The organism is Candidatus Nitrosopumilus sp. (assembly GCF_965262695.1).
Classification (GTDB): domain Archaea; phylum Thermoproteota; class Nitrososphaeria; order Nitrososphaerales; family Nitrosopumilaceae; genus Nitrosopumilus.
The window spans coordinates 694,106-711,949 of record NZ_OZ253550.1 but is presented as its reverse complement, the minus strand read 5'-3'; the positions used below and the strand labels follow the sequence as shown (position 1 = coordinate 711,949).

At 34.0% G+C, this 17,844-nt stretch carries 18 protein-coding genes; 10 read left to right on the top strand and 8 right to left on the bottom strand.

The window, feature by feature from the left end; all coding sequences use genetic code 11:
- Nucleotides 1-17 precede the first annotated feature (17 nt).
- Genes uvrB through uvrC form a run of 3 tightly spaced genes read left to right on the top strand, consistent with a single transcriptional unit; the run spans nt 18 to nt 6,350 of the window.
- The gene (uvrB, locus tag ACQY2P_RS04320; RefSeq protein WP_428327164.1) at nt 18-1,961 is read left to right on the top strand and encodes an excinuclease ABC subunit UvrB; all 1,944 of its coding nucleotides are present in this window, start codon (nt 18-20) and stop codon (nt 1,959-1,961) included.
- Nucleotides 1,948-4,767: an excinuclease ABC subunit UvrA gene (gene uvrA / locus ACQY2P_RS04315; RefSeq protein WP_428327163.1), complete on the top strand. Its 2,820-nt coding sequence runs from the start codon at nt 1,948-1,950 to the stop codon at nt 4,765-4,767. The genes uvrB and uvrA overlap by 14 nt, the downstream gene beginning before the upstream one ends.
- On the top strand, nt 4,764-6,350 hold the full coding sequence (uvrC, locus tag ACQY2P_RS04310) for an excinuclease ABC subunit UvrC (RefSeq protein WP_428327162.1): 1,587 nt from the start codon (nt 4,764-4,766) through the stop codon (nt 6,348-6,350). The genes uvrA and uvrC overlap by 4 nt, the downstream gene beginning before the upstream one ends.
- Before the next feature lie 20 nt (nt 6,351-6,370).
- Here the strand turns inward: uvrC and ACQY2P_RS04305 are convergent, their stop codons facing one another.
- Together ACQY2P_RS04305 and ACQY2P_RS04300 are read right to left on the bottom strand one after the other, a co-directional pair.
- Entirely contained in the window at nt 6,371-7,288 is a 918-nt protein-coding gene (locus ACQY2P_RS04305; protein WP_428327161.1) for a cupredoxin domain-containing protein, read from the bottom strand.
- A 297-nt stretch (nt 7,289-7,585) separates the two neighbouring features.
- Nucleotides 7,586-7,951 carry a hypothetical protein gene (locus ACQY2P_RS04300; RefSeq protein ID WP_428327160.1) on the bottom strand — a complete coding sequence of 122 codons (366 nt, stop codon included), beginning with the start codon at nt 7,949-7,951 and terminating at the stop codon, nt 7,586-7,588.
- 76 nt (nt 7,952-8,027) lie between these two features.
- Between ACQY2P_RS04300 and ACQY2P_RS04295 the strand changes: the two genes are divergently transcribed.
- Entirely contained in the window at nt 8,028-8,234 is a 207-nt protein-coding gene (locus ACQY2P_RS04295) for a hypothetical protein (protein ID WP_012215483.1), read from the top strand.
- Between the two features lies 1 nt (nt 8,235).
- Here the strand turns inward: ACQY2P_RS04295 and ACQY2P_RS04290 are convergent, their stop codons facing one another.
- Complete coding sequence (locus ACQY2P_RS04290; protein ID WP_428327159.1) at nt 8,236-9,399, bottom strand: citrate synthase; 1,164 nt, start codon at nt 9,397-9,399, stop codon at nt 8,236-8,238.
- Nucleotides 9,400-9,518: 119 nt separating this feature from the next.
- Between ACQY2P_RS04290 and ACQY2P_RS04285 the strand changes: the two genes are divergently transcribed.
- Both ACQY2P_RS04285 and ACQY2P_RS04280 read left to right on the top strand, forming a co-directional pair.
- A complete protein-coding gene (locus ACQY2P_RS04285) occupies nt 9,519-9,710 on the top strand; it encodes a hypothetical protein (protein ID WP_428327158.1) in 192 nt (63 codons plus the stop codon).
- A gap of 42 nt (nt 9,711-9,752) precedes the next feature.
- On the top strand, nt 9,753-10,868 hold the full coding sequence (locus tag ACQY2P_RS04280; protein ID WP_428327157.1) for a DHHA1 domain-containing protein: 1,116 nt from the start codon (nt 9,753-9,755) through the stop codon (nt 10,866-10,868).
- Here the strand turns inward: ACQY2P_RS04280 and ACQY2P_RS04275 are convergent, their stop codons facing one another.
- Nucleotides 10,869-11,291 (bottom strand): DoxX family protein, encoded by a 423-nt coding sequence (locus ACQY2P_RS04275; protein WP_428327156.1) that lies wholly within the window; start codon nt 11,289-11,291, stop codon nt 10,869-10,871.
- Nucleotides 11,292-11,390: 99 nt separating this feature from the next.
- Here ACQY2P_RS04275 and ACQY2P_RS04270 point away from each other — a divergent pair, with 99 nt between their 5' ends.
- Entirely contained in the window at nt 11,391-12,515 is a 1,125-nt protein-coding gene (locus tag ACQY2P_RS04270; protein ID WP_428327155.1) for a DUF3179 domain-containing protein, read from the top strand.
- On the top strand, nt 12,515-13,003 hold the full coding sequence (locus ACQY2P_RS04265) for a hypothetical protein (RefSeq protein ID WP_428327154.1): 489 nt from the start codon (nt 12,515-12,517) through the stop codon (nt 13,001-13,003). The genes ACQY2P_RS04270 and ACQY2P_RS04265 overlap by 1 nt, the downstream gene beginning before the upstream one ends.
- Here ACQY2P_RS04265 and ACQY2P_RS04260 read toward each other — a convergent pair.
- The 4 genes from ACQY2P_RS04260 to ACQY2P_RS04245 form a co-directional block, all read right to left on the bottom strand.
- Nucleotides 12,986-13,354 (bottom strand): PPOX class F420-dependent oxidoreductase, encoded by a 369-nt coding sequence (locus ACQY2P_RS04260; RefSeq protein WP_428327153.1) that lies wholly within the window; start codon nt 13,352-13,354, stop codon nt 12,986-12,988. The genes ACQY2P_RS04265 and ACQY2P_RS04260 overlap by 18 nt on opposite strands.
- Nucleotides 13,355-13,647: 293 nt before the next feature.
- Nucleotides 13,648-14,925: a dicarboxylate/amino acid:cation symporter gene (locus tag ACQY2P_RS04255; protein WP_428327152.1), complete on the bottom strand. Its 1,278-nt coding sequence runs from the start codon at nt 14,923-14,925 to the stop codon at nt 13,648-13,650.
- 64 nt (nt 14,926-14,989) lie between these two features.
- Nucleotides 14,990-15,445 carry a RidA family protein gene (locus ACQY2P_RS04250; RefSeq protein WP_428327151.1) on the bottom strand — a complete coding sequence of 152 codons (456 nt, stop codon included), beginning with the start codon at nt 15,443-15,445 and terminating at the stop codon, nt 14,990-14,992.
- Nucleotides 15,446-15,474: 29 nt separating this feature from the next.
- Nucleotides 15,475-16,635, bottom strand: coding sequence for a TrmB family transcriptional regulator (locus ACQY2P_RS04245; RefSeq protein ID WP_428327150.1), 1,161 nt, complete (start codon nt 16,633-16,635; stop codon nt 15,475-15,477).
- A 157-nt stretch (nt 16,636-16,792) separates the two neighbouring features.
- Between ACQY2P_RS04245 and ACQY2P_RS04240 the strand changes: the two genes are divergently transcribed.
- Together ACQY2P_RS04240 and ACQY2P_RS04235 are read left to right on the top strand one after the other, a co-directional pair.
- A complete protein-coding gene (locus ACQY2P_RS04240) occupies nt 16,793-17,350 on the top strand; it encodes a hypothetical protein (protein ID WP_428327149.1) in 558 nt (185 codons plus the stop codon).
- On the top strand, nt 17,347-17,838 hold the full coding sequence (locus ACQY2P_RS04235; protein WP_428327148.1) for a hypothetical protein: 492 nt from the start codon (nt 17,347-17,349) through the stop codon (nt 17,836-17,838). Before ACQY2P_RS04240 ends, ACQY2P_RS04235 begins: the two co-directional genes overlap by 4 nt.
- The last annotated feature ends 6 nt before the right edge of the window (nt 17,839-17,844 follow it).

Here is a 17,844-nt window from a genome sequence, read left to right as displayed (position 1 = left end):
TGTACCTGTTGGAACAAATGTCTCAATTTGAATTAGCATCTGAATATTCTCCTACAGGTGATCAGCCTCAGGCAATTGATGCCCTAGTCAAAGGTGTCAAAAACAAAGCAGTTCAAACATTGTTGGGAGTTACTGGTAGCGGCAAGACGTTTTCTGTCGCAAATGTTATTGCAAGAACAGGAAAAAACACTCTGGTCATATCTCATAACAAAACTCTTGCAGCTCAACTGTATTCAGAACTAAAACAATTCTTTCCAAAAAACAATGTCGGATATTTTGTTTCATATTATGACTATTATCAGCCTGAAAGTTATCTTCCTCAAACTGACACTTACATTGAAAAAGACACTCAGATCAATGAAAAAATTGAAAAGCTAAGATTGGAGGCAACAGCAATGCTGCTCTCAGGTGAGCCTACAATAATTGTCTCAACTGTTTCTTGCATCTATTCTCTTGGAAATCCACAAGATTGGGAAGACCTAGCAATTACAGTAAACACTGGTGACGAAATTAAACGAAGTGAACTCATTAGGCAATTAATTGATGCAAGATATGAGAGAAATGACACTGAAGTAGCCCCTGGAAACTTTAGAGTAAAAGGTGACACTATTGACATTACTCCTGCATATTCTGAAGATCTTGTAAGAATCTCTATGTTTGGTGATGATGTTGAAAAGATATCTGTACTTGATCATGTTTCATTAAAAGAAAAAAAGAAAATCAATCAAATGAAAATTTTTCCTGCAAAACACTATCTTATTGCAAAAGATGTTAGAAAAAAAGCTGTTCAATCAATTAAAGATGAATTAAAGAAACGTTTGCCTGAATTAAATGAATTAGAAAAACAAAGACTAGAAATGAGAACAAAATATGATTTAGAAATGATTGAAGAATTGGGATATTGTTCTGGCATCGAAAACTATTCTAGACATTTTGATGGACGAAAAGCTGGTCAAAAAGCATTTTGTTTGATGGACTTTTTTGGAGATGATTACTTACTAGTAATTGATGAATCTCATGTTACATTGCCACAATTGCATGGTATGTACAAAGGTGATCATTCTAGAAAAAAAGAATTAGTGACGTATGGATTTAGATTGCCAAGTGCGTATGATAATCGACCATTAAAATTTGAAGAATTTGAAAAATATGTTCAAAACACAATTTTTGTTTCTGCAACTCCTGCTGAATATGAAAAAAAGATTTCATCTCAAATTGCTGAACAACTAGTCAGGCCTACTGGATTGCTTGATCCTCAAGTGGAGATTAGGCCTACAAAGAACCAAATGGATGACCTTATTGAAGAAATCAATAAAAAAGCGGCAAAATCTGAGCGTGTTTTAGTTACTACTTTGACTAAAAGGATGGCTGAAGATCTGGCTGAGTATCTTTCAAAAAAACAGGTTCGTGTACGATACATGCACTCTGAAATTGAAGGATTACAGAGAACCGAATTAATTCGACAATTGCGTCTTGGAGAGTTTGATGTTCTAGTTGGAATTAACTTGCTAAGAGAAGGACTGGATATTCCAGAGGTATCATTGGTTGCAATACTGGATGCTGATAAAGAAGGATTTCTTAGAAACTTTACCAGTCTGATTCAAACTTTTGGTAGAGCTGCAAGAAATGAAAATGGAAACGTCATCATGTATGCTGATAATGTCACTCAATCAATGAAGAATGCAATGAACGAAACAAAACGTCGTAGAGAAAAACAAATTAAATACAACAAAGATCATGGTATCACTCCAACAACAATCATAAAATCTGTTCCAGAACAAGTTACAACACTTGATGATTCAAAATTAAAATCTACTCATGATATTGCTACTGATATTATTGATTTAGAAGCTCAGATGAAAAAATATTCTGAAGATTTAGATTTTGAACGTGCAATTGAATGCAGAGATAGAATAAAAAGACTAGAAAAGGAGATTCAAATAAAAAATGACCGAAAATAAATTAAAAATCCGTGGTGCACGTCATCATAATCTAAAAAATATAGATATTGACATTCCAAAAAATAAACTAGTTGTAATTAGTGGTCTATCAGGTTCTGGAAAATCTACTTTGGCTTTTGACACGATATATGCTGAAGGTCAGAGACGATATGTTGAATCACTTTCTGCATATGCACGTCAATTTTTAGAGATGATGGACAAACCTGATGTTGATTCTATTGAAGGACTGTCTCCTGCAATTTCAATCCAACAAAAAACCACAAGCAAAAACCCTCGCTCTACTGTTGGTACTACTACTGAAATTTATGATTACATGAGATTGCTTTATGCAAGAATTGGAATTCCATACTGTACTAATTGTGGACGAAAAATCTCTACTCAATCAATTGAGACTATTTGTGATTCTATTCTAAGGGAGTTTTCAGGCAAAAAAATTCTAGTTTTATCTCCTATAATTCAAAGAAAGAAGGGAACCTATGAGAAATTATTTGAGCAGATCAAAAAAGATGGCTATTCTAGGATACGTCTAAATGGTGAAATTTTGAGCCTAGATGATGAAATTCCTCCTCTTGATAGGCAAAAATGGCATAATATTGAGATTGTAGTTGATAGAATTACTACTACAAAATCAGAACGCTCTAGATTGTTTGAGGCTATTCAGACTGCAATCAAGGCCTCAAAAGGAGATGTCATGATTGCATCTGAAAAATCTGAAAAAATCTTTTCACAAAACAATGCTTGTCCTTATTGTGGATTAACTGTTGGTGAATTGGAACCAAGAAATTTTTCATTCAATTCCCCTTTTGGTTTGTGTAAAGAATGTAATGGTCTTGGTGTCAAAATGGAATTTGATCCTGATTTGGTAATTCCAGATAAAGCAAAGTCAATTTTAGATGGTGCTATTGTTCCTTGGAGTGGAAGATTTTCTTCATTTAGACGACAAGCATTAAGAGCGGTTGGAAAAAAATTTGGTTTTGATCTGATGACTCCTATAAATAAAATAAAATCAAAACATCTTCAAATCATTTTGTACGGAACTGATGATTTGATTGATTTTAACTATCGTTCAAAATCTGGTGACTCCTCATGGCAATACACCAATGCCTTTGAAGGAGTATTATCTAATCTACAACGTGTTTTTATGGAAACTGATTCTGAATCAAAACGTGAATGGTTAAAACAATTCATGAGAGATACTCCATGTAATGCATGTGAAGGAAAAAAACTCAAACCAGAATCTCTTGCAGTAAAAATTAATGATAAAGGAATTATGGATGTATGTGATTTATCAATTGATCATTGTTATGATTTCTTTTCTACATTGAAACTCACTGAAAATGAACAATACATTGCAAGAGATGTTCTAAAAGAGATTAAAGAACGACTAGAATTTCTAATGAATGTTGGTCTGAATTATCTTACTCTAAACAGATTAAGTTCTACATTGTCTGGTGGTGAATCTCAAAGAATCAGATTGGCAACTCAGATTGGCTCTAATCTTACTGGTGTTTTGTATGTCTTAGATGAACCTACTATTGGTTTACATCAAAGAGATAATGCAAGACTCATAAAAACGCTAAATAAGCTACGAAATCTTGGAAATACAGTCATTGTAGTGGAGCATGACGAAGAAGTAATACGAAATTCGGATTGGATGGTTGATTTAGGTCCAGGCGCAGGTGTGAATGGAGGAAGTGTGGTTTTTGAGGGAACTGTCAATCAGATTCTCAATGGTCACAAATCTGTCACTGGTGATTATCTTAAAGATAATTCATTAATCACATTACAAGATAAAGTTAGAAATAATTCTGGTTCCCTTGTTGTACAAAAAGCATCTGAAAATAATCTCAAAGATATAGATGTTGAAATTCCATTAGGTCTTTTTGTTTCTATTACTGGTGTTTCAGGTTCTGGAAAATCTACTTTGATTAATGATATTTTACTTAAAGCCCTAGAGAATCATTTTTACAAATCTAATGTAAAGCCTGGAAATCATAAAAAGATTGTTGGTTTAGAAAATATTGATAAGGTTATAGCAATTGATCAATCTCCGATTGGAAGGACCCCTAGATCAAACCCTGCAACATACATTGGTGCATTTACTCCGATTCGTGAATTGTATGCAAATACTGAATTATCAAAGGAACGTGGTTATGCACCTGGACAATTTTCATTTAATGTTGCTGATGGTAGATGTTTTGCATGTGATGGTGATGGTGTAAAACAAATTGAAATGCAATTTCTTTCTGATGTTTATGTAAAATGCGATGAGTGCAAAGGAAAACGTTACAACTCTGAAACGTTATCTGTTCTTTACAAAGGAAAAAACATTTCAGATGTTTTAGATATGACTGTGTATGAAGCATTGAATTTCTTTGAGAACATACCTGCCATTAAACGAAAACTACAAACAATTTATGATGTTGGATTAGGATATATCAAACTTGGACAATCATCAACAACCCTTTCTGGTGGTGAGGCACAAAGAGTCAAACTAGCCTCAGAATTATCCAAAAGAGGCACTGGAAAGACTATGTACATTCTAGATGAACCTACAACTGGACTCCACTTTGCAGACGTTCAAAAATTATTAGACGTTCTAAACCGATTGGCAAATCTTGGAAATACTGTAGTAGTAATTGAACATAATATGGATGTCATCAAAAATTCAGACTGGATAATTGACTTGGGTCCTGAAGGGGGCGATGAGGGCGGTAGAATAGTTGCTACAGGTACTCCAAAAGACATTGCAAAAGCTCCTGGAAGTTATACTGGGAAATATCTTAAGAAACTAGTTAAAAAATGACTTTTGATATCTCCAAGATTACAATTCCAACTGATCCTGGTATCTATTTGATGAAGGATTCTGATAAAAAAATAATTTACATTGGTAAAGCAAAGAATCTCAAAAAACGTGTCAAGTCATATTTTCTAAAAAATCAAAATTACAAAACACAAAAACTGGTTCAAAATATTTCTGATATTGAATTTGTTTTAACTGATAATGAAAGTGAAGCATTTCTTTTAGAATCAAACATGATCAAAAAATATCGTCCTAGATTTAATATTGAATTAAAAGATCAACAACGATATACCTACCTTAGAATATCTGATGAAAAATATCCTAGATTGCTAGTTGCAAGACGTACTAGGGATGGAAAATTTCTTGGCAAAGGAAAAACTTTTGGTCCGTTTACTCAGGGTAGTTCAAAATTACTTACAATAGGAGCATTACGTAAAGCATTTCAAATTAGAATTTGTAAAACATTGCCAAAAAAAGTATGTCTTGAATATCATTTAGGTAATTGTGAAGGCCCATGTGAATTCAAAGATGCTCAGGATAGGTATCCAAAACATGTTGCAGCATTAGAGGAAGTACTCAAAGGAAAAAATCAAACAAAAATCTTTACAAAAAAACTAGAAGAAGAGATGCATCAGGCTGCTGAATTACAGCAATTTGAGCGTGCAAAAGACATTCGTGATACTCTAATAAGATTAGGTAGTCTTCAAACAAAACAAAAAATGGAATATGTAGAAAATTCTGATGAGGAATATTTTGGAATTGGAATTCAAGAGCAATCTGCAACTGTAATGAATTTTAGAATGATCAATGGAGTGATTCGAGACAGTGACAAATTCTTTTTTGATTTAGTTGGTGATAATTCCTTTTCAAATTTTCTCTATCAGTATTACTCAACACACAAAATTCCAAAACATATCATTGTAAGTGAACTTCCTGAAAATCAGAAACTTTTGGAATCTTTACTTTCAGAACAAGCTGGTTTCTCTGTAAAAATTTCCACTCCTACAAAGGGTAAGAAAAAAGATATCGTTAACCTGATTCTAAAAAACATCAAACTTATTCATACTAAAGGCGGTGAACCTGGCCTAGTTGAATTAAAGGAAATCTTACATCTTCCTGAAATTCCAAATATCATTGAATGTTTTGATATCTCTAATCATGGGGAAGATTTTGCAGTTGGTTCCATGGCACAATTTGTTAATGGTAAGCCAAACAAATCTGGTTATAGAAAATTCAAAATTAAAACAGTCTCTGGTAGAGATGATTTTGCCATGATTGGAGAAGTAATCAAGAGAAGATACTATAGATTGTTAGAAGAAAATTCTGAATTGCCTGATTTGGTCGTAATTGATGGTGGTAAAGGGCAACTTAATGCTGCTACAAAGTCTTTACAATCACTTGGACTGAAACTTCCTTGTATCTCTCTTGCAAAAGAAAACGAAGAAGTCTATATCCCAAAAACCAGAAACCCTGTTGTAATTGCAAAGAATAAACCTTCTTTGAAAATTTTACAACATGCTAGAGATGAGACCCATAGATTTGGTGTTGCATACAATAGAACTATACGCAAAAATCAGATAAAATAAGAAAAAGAAAAAATTTTGGTTTAGTTCACTGTAACACTACCAACCATCCAAGGATGTACCATACAGAAGTAGTCATAGCTTCCTGCATCTTCAAATGTGAATGAATATGCTGCTCCGCCCATAACTAAGCTGCTGTCAAAGACACCAGATGGACCATCTGCTGGACTGCCGCCAGTTACTGTATGTGCAGCGGTGTCTGAGTTAGTCCATTCTACTGTATCTCCAGCATTAATTGTAATGTCTGCTGGAATGTAACATTCGTTAGTCTCTTCACATCCTGGAACTGAAGTGCCTGCTGGCATATCGACTGTGTAAGTCATTGGACCTGCTGGTTCTTCTTCATGAGCTTCTTCTACATGCATTTCATCTTCTACATGCATTTCATCCTCAGCTTCCATAACCATAGGTTCTGTTTCAGTAAGGTCTAGGATTTTGTAGTCAACTACGAATGTGTTAGTATAGAATGTGTGAACTGCTAAAGCATTACCGGAAAATTCCCATTCGCCTTTTGCATTACCTGGTTCAACAAGTGTTAATTCAAATCTTGTTTCACCGTCTGGAGTCCAAATCTTTGATGGGTTTTCATCATCACCGATTGGACCTCTAAGTGAAACTAATTGAATATTTTCAGATGCATCATAGAGAAGTGTACCTGAATATGTGTTCTCACTTGGTGCCAATAACACTGCAAGTTGGTGTTCCTCATGTCCAATACCTGGGTCTTGTACAGATGTGGCTCTCTCCCAACCAACTTTCGTTGGTTTTTCAGGAGTTGGCTCTGGTTCATCCATTACTGGCTCAGGTGTTGTATCTCTTACAACTGGAGCTGAAACACTGGGTCCGGCATTTTGAGCTGCATCGCCAGCCATGGCCAATGCAACTCCTATTGCTACAATTGCGATTGAAAATCCAATTGCAGCTTTGTCTATACCTGCCATAGTTGATCAATGACTTTCTACAAGGTAAATAAATCTAATCTTCATTCTTATTTTCATATTCCAATTTTTCTAGTTTTTTTCTTTTATGAGATTTAATTTCTTTAAAATTTTCAAATTTTTACAAATTTTCTAAAAATTCATTGAAAATTACATATGATCGCTCTAATGTGACCTTGAGTGTTGTCAATCAAGTTGAACAATTCTTTCTTTTATGATTCTACTTTGTAATAACATCATACAAAGCAATTGAGCTGTCACCAAGTAACTATCCGTTTTTGGTCTTAAGCTCCTTTGCCTTTAGATATTTTTCCTTGACTCAACTAATTCAAATTCCATTTTCAATTTTCTTTGTGAAATTAATTGTTTGATAAATTGTGTCCTTTTTCTGATAAACTCATCATTTACTTCTTGATTTAATTTGAAATGCTCAAACATTGTTTTTTCATTGAATTTTACTTTGACTGTGTCTTCATTTTTTATGATGAATACTCCTATTGCCCAAAAAAGACCTACATGAAATGCGATGTATTTTGATTGTAAATTTGTCACTTTATTTTTGTACATTTGAACATGTTCTCTATTTTGTTCTGCAATGGATTCACCTGTTTCTATTTTCCAAGAAATTTTCTCATTATCTCCATCAAAGTAAAAAACATGGTCCAATTGTCATCCAAAAAGTGGTTTTTTGTCAATATATTTTGAATCCTTCACTTATGATCAAAGATTGAAATGTGTAGGTATGCTTGAATCTCACGCCTTCTTTTCAAAAATGGTGGATGAATTAGTTGAATTCTCTGAATATGATCCTGAATTAGCTGATGGTATAAAGTGGCTTGATGAGCAGGCACAGAAAAAAGGCATCACATTTTATGATATGGTTTTTGAAGTGTTGTACAAGCATGATGTAAATTCTAAAGCTAAAGATTGGCTTAGTACAAGAAACTAAATTATTTTCTCAAGTCCAGTGTTTTGTATTCACAACCTTCTGGACCGCAATACTTTCCAACATACGTTGCTTTTGGTCTGTACAATGCTGGCTTTGGTGCAGCTTCTGCAAACTTTTCTTCAATGATATGAGCTGCCCATCCGACAACTCTTGATATTGCAAATATTGGTGTATTCAAATCCACTGGAATTTTTAGCATATAGTAAATTGATGCACTATACAAATCGACATTTGGATAGATGTCTTTTCCTTTCTGTGCTTTCATTTCAGAAATGGTTGTAGTTTCAACTTTTTCAGTCATATCAAACCATGGCTCTTTTGTTTTTTCTGCAAGTTTTCTTGAAAGTTCTTTTAGAACTTGCGCTCTAGGATCATATGTTCTATACACTGCATGACCCATTCCCATAATTCTTTCTCCTGCGCTCATCTTTTCTTTAATCCAAGGTTCAACTTTTTGAATTTCTTGGATTTCTAATAACATCTTCATGACTTCAGTGTTAGCTCCTCCATGTAACTCTCCACTTAATGCTCCTATTGCAGCACTTGATGCTGAATACATATGGGCTCTAGTTGATGCTACTTGTCTAGCTGTAAATGTTGATGCATTGAATGTGTGGTCTGCATGTAAAATCAAACATACATCAAAAACCTTCTCTACCTCAGGATCTGGTTTTTCACCTGACATCATGTATAGGAAATTTGCTGCATGACTTAGGGATGAATCAGGATCCATAATTGGCAGTCCATTTCTAATTCGTTGCCAACTTGCAATTATAGTAGGTACTTTGGCAATCAGATTGATTGCTTTATCATAACTTGCTTCTTTGTTTGAAAACTCTTCATCATAATATCCTGCAAGTGCTGAGACAAATGCTTGAAGCATGTCCATAGGATCTGCATCCTTTCTCCAATTCCCCATATTCTTCTGCATCTGTTTTGGAATGTATCTTGCCTCAACTAATTTTGAATTAAATTCATCTAGTTGTGCTTTTGTGGGTAAATTATCGTAAAGTAGTAAGTATGCTGTTTCTTCAAACGTTGAATTCTTTGTAAGATCTAAAATGTCAAATCCTCTGTAGATTAGCTTGCCTTTTTCACCATCAATATTTGAGATTTTTGTATCTGCCACCTCAATTCCTCGCAAGCCAATATTTTTTGTCTCCATATTGAGGCTAGCAAAAATTCTTCTATTATATTTTCGCTAAAATTATGTCTATGAAATTTAGTAATTAGTCTAATATGCCAACTTTTGGCCCTAAATGAGAATTTTTAATCAAAAATTAAATGACTCCCAGTGAACGCAAAAATTTGCAAAAACTTGACGACTTGGTTCTAAATGCATCTGCTGAAGAATTAAAAAAAATTCAAGAAGTTGATCACGAAAACCAGATGGAAGGACTATCTCTTTACGAGGTGTATCTTGACTCGAGTTCTTTGATAAATCAAAGCATCAAAAAACCATCTAGAAAATCTTGAAATTCCATTCTTCATTTAAATGAGGGTTTGTAGTTTTTCTTGATGTTGGCAGCTTCAAAGGCAAAGAAATCTACTAAAAAATCTACAACTAAAAAGACAAAGACAACTAAAAAAACTGCAACCAAAAAAGTTGTCAAAAAAACAACTAAAAAAACCACTGCTAAAAAAATAACAAAATCAAAGCGGACCAAAGTAATTTGTATTTCTCATAAAGAAGATGCTGATGGAATTAGTTCTGCTGCATTAATTCGCCAGGCATTTGGTGGTGATGCCATGTTGGTTGATTACCCTGGACAAATGGAAGCTTTACAACAAGTTGTTACTGATGAAAAATTGAAGTCATTATACATTTGTGATTTGGGTCTGAGTAAAAAGACTCAAGATGAATTTATTGATCTTATGAAATCTCTAAGAAAAAACAAAGTTTCAATCACATACATTGATCATCATGATATTGATCCTGCTGTTGTAAAATCATTACAAAAACTCAAAGTCAAAGTAATTCATGATATCAACGAATGTACTACCGTTCAAGTCTACAATGCTTTCAAATCAAAATTAAATGAACATGCAACTTTTGTTGCAACATGTGCTGCTATTACTGATTACATGGAAGATAGACCTTTAGGCTCTAAATTACTTCAAATGTATGATAGACAATTTGCACTCATCAGTGCTACTGTTCTGACATACAATATTGTTGGACATCAAAAAGAACCAGATTATTTGTTGTATTTGGTTGAAGAACTAGCAGAATCCAAATTCCCTCATGATATTCCAAATACATTTGAATTTGCACAAATTCAAGTCGAAAAACTCTCTCAAATGATTGCCAAAGTAAAAGCAGGTATGAAAACAATGAAGAATCTAGGACACATGGAAATTCTTGATTCTGGTGCTAGTGGTGCTGTGAACTTTGTAATGGGATTGTCTGGTAAAGATGTGGGTGTTGCATACAAAGAAAGAGTAGACCATGGAATCTATGCAGTTTCAGTTAGAGGTTCCAAAAACTGTAAAGTCCATTTGGGAAAAATTGTTAACGTGTTGGCAACTGATCTTGGTGGTTCTGGTGGTGGACATGATAAAGCATGTGGTGCTGTAGTTCCAAAACCAAAAATAAAAAAATTCATTACAGAATTAAATAAAAAAATAAAATAATCACTGTAAGAATCTAGGAATCTTTTTTGCTACGTAAGATATTGAAATTCTTCCTGGTCCTGCAACTATTATTGCAAGTGTAGCTGCTAACATTACCAAATCCCACTCCCATCCTCCTTTGGAAACAAAAAATCCATTTTCCCATCTGATGTGGAATATAGCTCCAAGCAGAATTATTGATAATATTGCAGCAGATATTCTAGAAAGAACTCCTACCACAAGCAATACTCCTCCAATAAATTCAGCTAAGGCAATTGGTAATTGGAATTCTGGCGGAATTCCTATTGAAACTAACCATTCTTGCCAACTAGGATCAAATTTCTTTATGCTGTGTACGATGAATATCACGCCAATAGATGCGCTAATTCCCCAGTGGGTAATGTCGTGTAATACATTTCCCTTTAGGGTTGCTTCAGTATTCATTGATTTTGACCTTTGAAAAATCATTAAAAGGATTTGTCCAAATTTTGTCCAAAAATTGGAACAATTTTTTAATAATTTGGATGACAAATTCATGCAAAATTGAATGTCAAGATTCTTGCTCCAGCAATAGCTATAGGTATTGCACTTGTAGGTTTGGGATTGTTTCTGGCTGAAAATTCTCAACCCTACGTTACAATCACGCCTACATCATCTTCAATCACAATTCCTGAAACAGGAATCTCTGAACTTCAAATGATGGAAACTGATGGCGTCAAACATCTTATTCCTCTAGATAAGATCAAAGGAGGTGGTCCTCCAAAAGATGGGATTCCTTCAATTGACGATCCTGTTTTTGCCCCTGTATCTGATTCTCAATTTATGTCTGATTCAGATACTGTAATTGGTTTAGAAATTAATGGAGAAGCAAAAGCATATCCTTTATTCATTTTAGTTTGGCATGAAATTGTTAATGATAGAGTTGGTGATGTTCCAGTATCTGTGACTTATTGTCCGTTATGCTACACTAATCAAGTCTTTGAAAGAATAATTGATGGACAAGAAGTGGAGTTTGGCACTTCTGGTAAACTCTATAACAGTAATCTATTGATGTATGATAGATTCACTGACTCTTATTGGAGTCAAGCACTTGGCATTGCTGTAAAGGGAGAATTAACTGGATACCAATTAAACTTGGTTCCTTTTGATGTGATTACTTGGGGTGATTGGAAACAACTTCATCCTGATACTTTGGTTTTAACAACTGATACTGGCCATCTTAGATCATATGCAACAGATCCTTATGGAAATTATTACACCGAACCAAGAATAATGTTTCCAGTAGAGCACAATGATGATAGAATGCATCCAAAGGAAATAATCATTGGATTTAATCAAGATGAAATCTCCAAAGCATTCAAACAAAATGACATTGAATCAGAAATTGTGATTAATGACTCAGTTGGCACAATTCCTGTTATGTTGATTTCATTGTATTCTGAAAATTCTCGTGCATTTGAAAGAACACTTAATGGAGAAGTCTTGAATTTCCAATTTTCAAATGGGAAAATAATTGACATTCAGTCAAACTCTGAATGGAATTATGATGGGTTGGCAATTTCAGGCCAATATGCGGGAAAACAACTAGAACGATTGCCAATTGAGCCTGGATTTTGGTTTGAATGGATTGCATTTCATCCTCAAACTCTAGTTTATGGTGATAAATAATGAAACCTATCCAAAAGGCAACCATTGTTGGAATCATTACAGTTGTAATCTATTTGGCAGTGGTAGTGGCAACAACTCCTGCATTAGAGCCATACGCTGCAATTAGTGCTGCGTTTCAACTAAATTCTATTGTAATAATTGGCATGGGAATTGGAATTGGATTACAAGTATTCTTGTCTGAAAAAAGTAAACTCCTGGGTTGTAAATTAGATATTAAACGAAAAGCATTTGGTGGTAACTCTGGAAGTACTGCTGCAACCTCTTTCTTCTCTTTCTTTTCCCTAGTGCCACTTGGTTGCTGTGGTTGGTGGCTCTATGCATTATCTTTACTTCCAAGTGTTGTTGGAACGGGAGTATCTGCAGTACTTATTGAATATAGTCAAGTATTGGCATATGTTGGGTTGGTAATTATTTTTGGATTTGCTGGATTGACTGCTATGAAACTAAAGAAAGAACAAAAATTAAAAAATTCACTTAATCTTAATTGAGAATGCTAAAAGTTCCCCTTTACTTTTGGTAAGAAACCTTGCCATCTTAGAGAAAAATCCGTATTTCTTGTCTCTTCTCTTAACTGCCTCTTTTGTTTTTCCTTCATCTAAAATCTCTGCAATTCCTGAAACCCACTTTCCTTTGATTTCTCCTTTAATGGTACATGTTGCAATCTTTACTTGAGTATTATTTTTGAGACGCTTTACTTTTCCTGTTTGGTCACGAGTTACTACAAAGATTTGGTTATCTTTTATTGTAAACCAAACTGGAGTTTTGACTGGTTCTCCGTTTTTTCTGTATGTCTCAACTGAGATGTATTTCTCAGACTCTATTTCTTCTAAATACTTCAATTTAGCCTCGATTTTAGAATCATTTGGGTGTATTTTTGAGTTTTCTGGTGATTATATTCTTGGTAAATCGTCTTTTTTACTTCTAGCTTTTGATCTTAATCTTGTTTTGCAACAAGGACACGAATTTTCTTCTGTAAGAAAAAATATTGCACACAATGAACACCACTTTTGTCCTATCTTATAACGAAGATTATTTGTAAATGACGTTGATTTTAATCGCTCACACAACCCTTTGCACATTTGAACCATAATGCAAATTCTTTGAAAATATATTTAAGAAAATTTCCAAATTCTCAATTTTTTTCTCGCGTTATTTCATTAAACGCACAAGAAGCAGTAAGATCCCCTGTGACATTGACCATGGTCCTAATCATATCTAAAATCCTGTCTACTGAAAGTAATAACAAGATTCCCACTGGGGGAATTCCAACTGTTACTAATATTGTAGCTAAGACAACTGTCCCTGCACCTGGAACTGCAGGAGTTCCAATTGAAGCTAATAGTGAAGTAATAATAATCACAAGTATGGAGAATATACTTAACTCAATTGCAAAGAGTTGTGCCAAAAAGAAAACTGCTATTACTTGGTACAAAGCTGTTCCATCCATATTTACAGTGGTTCCAAGTGGAATTACAAATTTTGAAACACGTGTATCTAGTTTTAGATCTTCTTCTGCTGTTTTTAATGTCATAGGCATTGTCGCCATTGAACTTGCTGTTGAAAAAGCCAAAGTTTGTGGATTACGGAATTTTGAAAATGTAGATGAAATTGGTCTTTTTGCTACAAACTTTATGATCATTGTGTATACCAACAACATAGCTCCTAGTCCTAACACCACGGTTACCATGTATACTCCAAGCCCTGCCATGGTTTCTACTCCAACTTTGGCAACCATGCCTACAATCAAACCAAAAACTGCAAACGGTACAATCTTCATTGCCATCAGTAGAATGTATAATGTAATTTTTTGAACAGATTCTAGCAAATCCAACAATGGTTTGACTGACTCTTTTGGTAGAGCTGCCATTGCCAATCCTACAATCATCGCCATTATCAAAATGCTTAACATCTGTCCTTCAAGATACGACACAATTGGATTTCTTGGAATAATGTTTGATGCTATGTCCGGAATCTCATCTATTGAGAAACCTTCTGTAACTTTCAAATCCTCTTCAGACAAATCATGAGTTTCTTGAAGTGCAGTAAGGTCTAAAATACTTCCTGGAGCAATAACTGATGCAAGAGTTATTGCAATTAGAATTGCAATTGTTGTAGTTATTACAAAATAAACTCCAATACCCAATCCCAAAGTTTTCATTTTTTCTTTTGTACCTAAATTAGTAATAGCCACTACAATTGATGCAAAAATTAATGGAACTATAATCATCAAAATTACACTCAAAAATATGTTGGCTGGAATTTTGAGATATGATGAAAGAGCATCCAAAGTATTGTCATCTAGATTGACGCCAACATCATCTCCTAAAACTAGACCAACTCCCAATCCAACTAGTAACGAGATTACAACTTGAAGCCACAAATTTTTAAAAATATAATTTTTTAATGTCATTTAGCACACCTAGATTTTCAGCATGTTCATTTAATATAAGAACTACCTATGCTCATGTATAATTTTATTCTGAGATTTCTACAACTGCATCAATTTCAGTCATAGAATCAAGTGGTAAACTTCCTGCCCCTAATGCTATTCTTGCATGTTTTCCTTTTTCTCCAAAAACCTCAAACATCAAATCTGATGCTGCATTGATTACTTTTGGATGTTGTGTGAATTCTGGAACTGAATTTACAAATCCTGATAATCTGACAATCTTTGAAACTTTATCCAAACTACCTGCCTCTCTTTTTATCTGAGCTAGTATGTTAATTGCACAACTTTTAGCTGATTTTTGAGCCGTCTCTAGATTCTCATCAGAAACTTTTCCAGTATATGCTACTTTGCCATTTTCTAATGGAATTTGCCCTGATATGAAAAGCAAATTTCCTGTTTTTACTGCTGGGATATAATTTCCTGCAGGTACTGGGGCTTCTGGTAATTCTATTCCTAATTCTTTGAGTTTTTCTTCGGACATGACGATTGTTGCGTCATTTTTATCTGATTTTAGTTTTTACTTATTTTGATATGGACTTTTTCGCCTTTACTTGAGTTATTTTGGAATACTGTTCTAGTTTTGTAGCCTTGTTTTTGGAGGCATCCATCTAAAATTGAAACCCATGGAAGTGAATGTCCGCTATTTAGCTTTGATTCTACTGTGATGTTTTTTGTATTTGCCTCAAAGTTCACATGTCCTGAACATGTAATTTGTAATACTGCGTCCATTATCTCAATGATGTCATCTAGTGATTTTGATTTTAGTGACACTCCATTCTTTTCTAATAATCTAAACAAGTCAAACTCTGGCTTTTTTGAGAACATTGTGGAATTCAAGATATGTGTCAACCCTGTTTCATTAATTGTCTTGATGATTTTGTAAATCTCTTGGGCTTCTGTTTTTGTCATATCTGCAAGTGCTTTTGTTTTTGTTGCATTTTTCCAGATGTGTGCAAATATTTTTTCTTGATTGACTCCTAGAATGTCAGTTGATGAAAAGATTGCACCTTTTCCGTTTTCGTTATTTACCATTAGCAATTCTGTTTCATCAAAGATAAAGCAATTTTGCGTAATGTCTGATGCTCTAATCTCTACTCCGTCTGGTATTGATCTGTATGCTTCTGAACAAATTTGTGCAGGTGATACTAGAACTTTAACATCTAGGTTTCTACGTAATACTGATACTAGTTGTTCTTTGCATTCTGCTAGTAGTCCTAAACCCCATTGGTCTACCATTATCTTCATTGAAGATTTACTACCTTCAATCATGGTTTGAAGTTGTGATAATACGTTATTTGCACTGATGTGAAAATACCTTTTTTCTTCAGAACCTCTTGATTTTCTACTTTCCTCACTGGCTTTTTTGAGATTGGATACTAGTGTGTTCATTGCATTTACTTTGTTAATCTGTTCATGAATTATTCCATCAAATGCATCTTCTGGTGCAATAGCAGTACACATTATTGGTTTACTTTTTGAAATTATTGCAAGTTTCTTGTTTTCAAGTTTTAGTAAAGTTGGGTAAATCTTGGTCCTTGGAATTTCTGAGTAATATGCTAATTCTCCTGCTGAAATTGTGCCCTTGGCAATTAATGCAACATAAGCTTGTGCCTCATATTTGCTTAAACCAAATTCTTCAAGGCTAACTGTTAATGCGTGCTCATTGACCATGATTATGATTGATTTGTTATTAGGTAAAATTGAGAGCTAAATTCCTTTACACAAATACTCAAAAAAAATCAAAATTGTATCTACAGATAGGTGTAACTGTGGTTACTAAATTAATTGTGACATCGTCCTCAAATACAAAATCTCGACAAAATATTCCATGTCGGTTAAATGCATAGAAATAGACACTGAGAATATCTCTCATTCTGTTACTTTGACTCCTAGATTAGAATACTCTGCTACTTTGCTTGATGAAATTGTAGATATTATCTCTCAAAGACGAGATGATTTGAAGCAATCAAACAAAGATTTAGTTTCTGATTTTGATGAATCAGACAAAACTCATCTTCAAGCAATTGAACTTGAACGAATTATGGCATTTTCTCTTGAGGTTTTGACTTTGACAAAACGAAAGACTAGAAGCATTACAAATGTTCAATCAATCCCTCAAGTTCTACCTTCTTCTATTCCGTTAATTAGAACAATTAGTGCTCAACTCTATGAAATAGTTCCTGATTGCAGTCAAAAACTATCAGAACTATCTGTCCATTTGGGTAGCATAGTACTTGACTCCGCAGCACTTACTCATGCCAGTTTTGATTTTAGTCAATCAAACACTGAATCATCAATCCTATTGGATGAAGTAAAATTGATGGTGGACTCTAAAATAAATAAGCAGTACCCTAATGTTGATTTTTTTAAATTATGCAATACTTGAATGTATTAAACACTAAACGTGATTTCTCAAAGGATCTTGAGCGTGTAAAATCACTCTCCTTAAAAATTGATAAAAAAATTTCTGAGGTAAAATCATCTGATGATAAAAATATTGAAAAATTAACTTTAGAAGAACTGCAAGATTTGAATAAAATTGTTGGAATTGCTGATTTTCTACTAGTCAAATATGCTGATAAAAAAGAAATGCGTTCAATTCTAAAATATTTTGTATCTGTAGTTTCAGATGCTGCAGGTTCTATCGAAGATTTGGATGATGAAATTTCTGAACTGATCATGTCTGCTGAGGATTCTATTAGTAAGGTAAAGGGAATTCATGTGGATATTACAGAAAAATCTGATTTCAAGAAGAAATACCATGATGGTCCTGACTATGATGAGCACGAAACGAGTGCAATTAATTTAACCAATTTTGCTACAGAGATTAACACCGTAGAATACCAACAAAATTCTCAAGGGAATACTGCGTAGGTAATT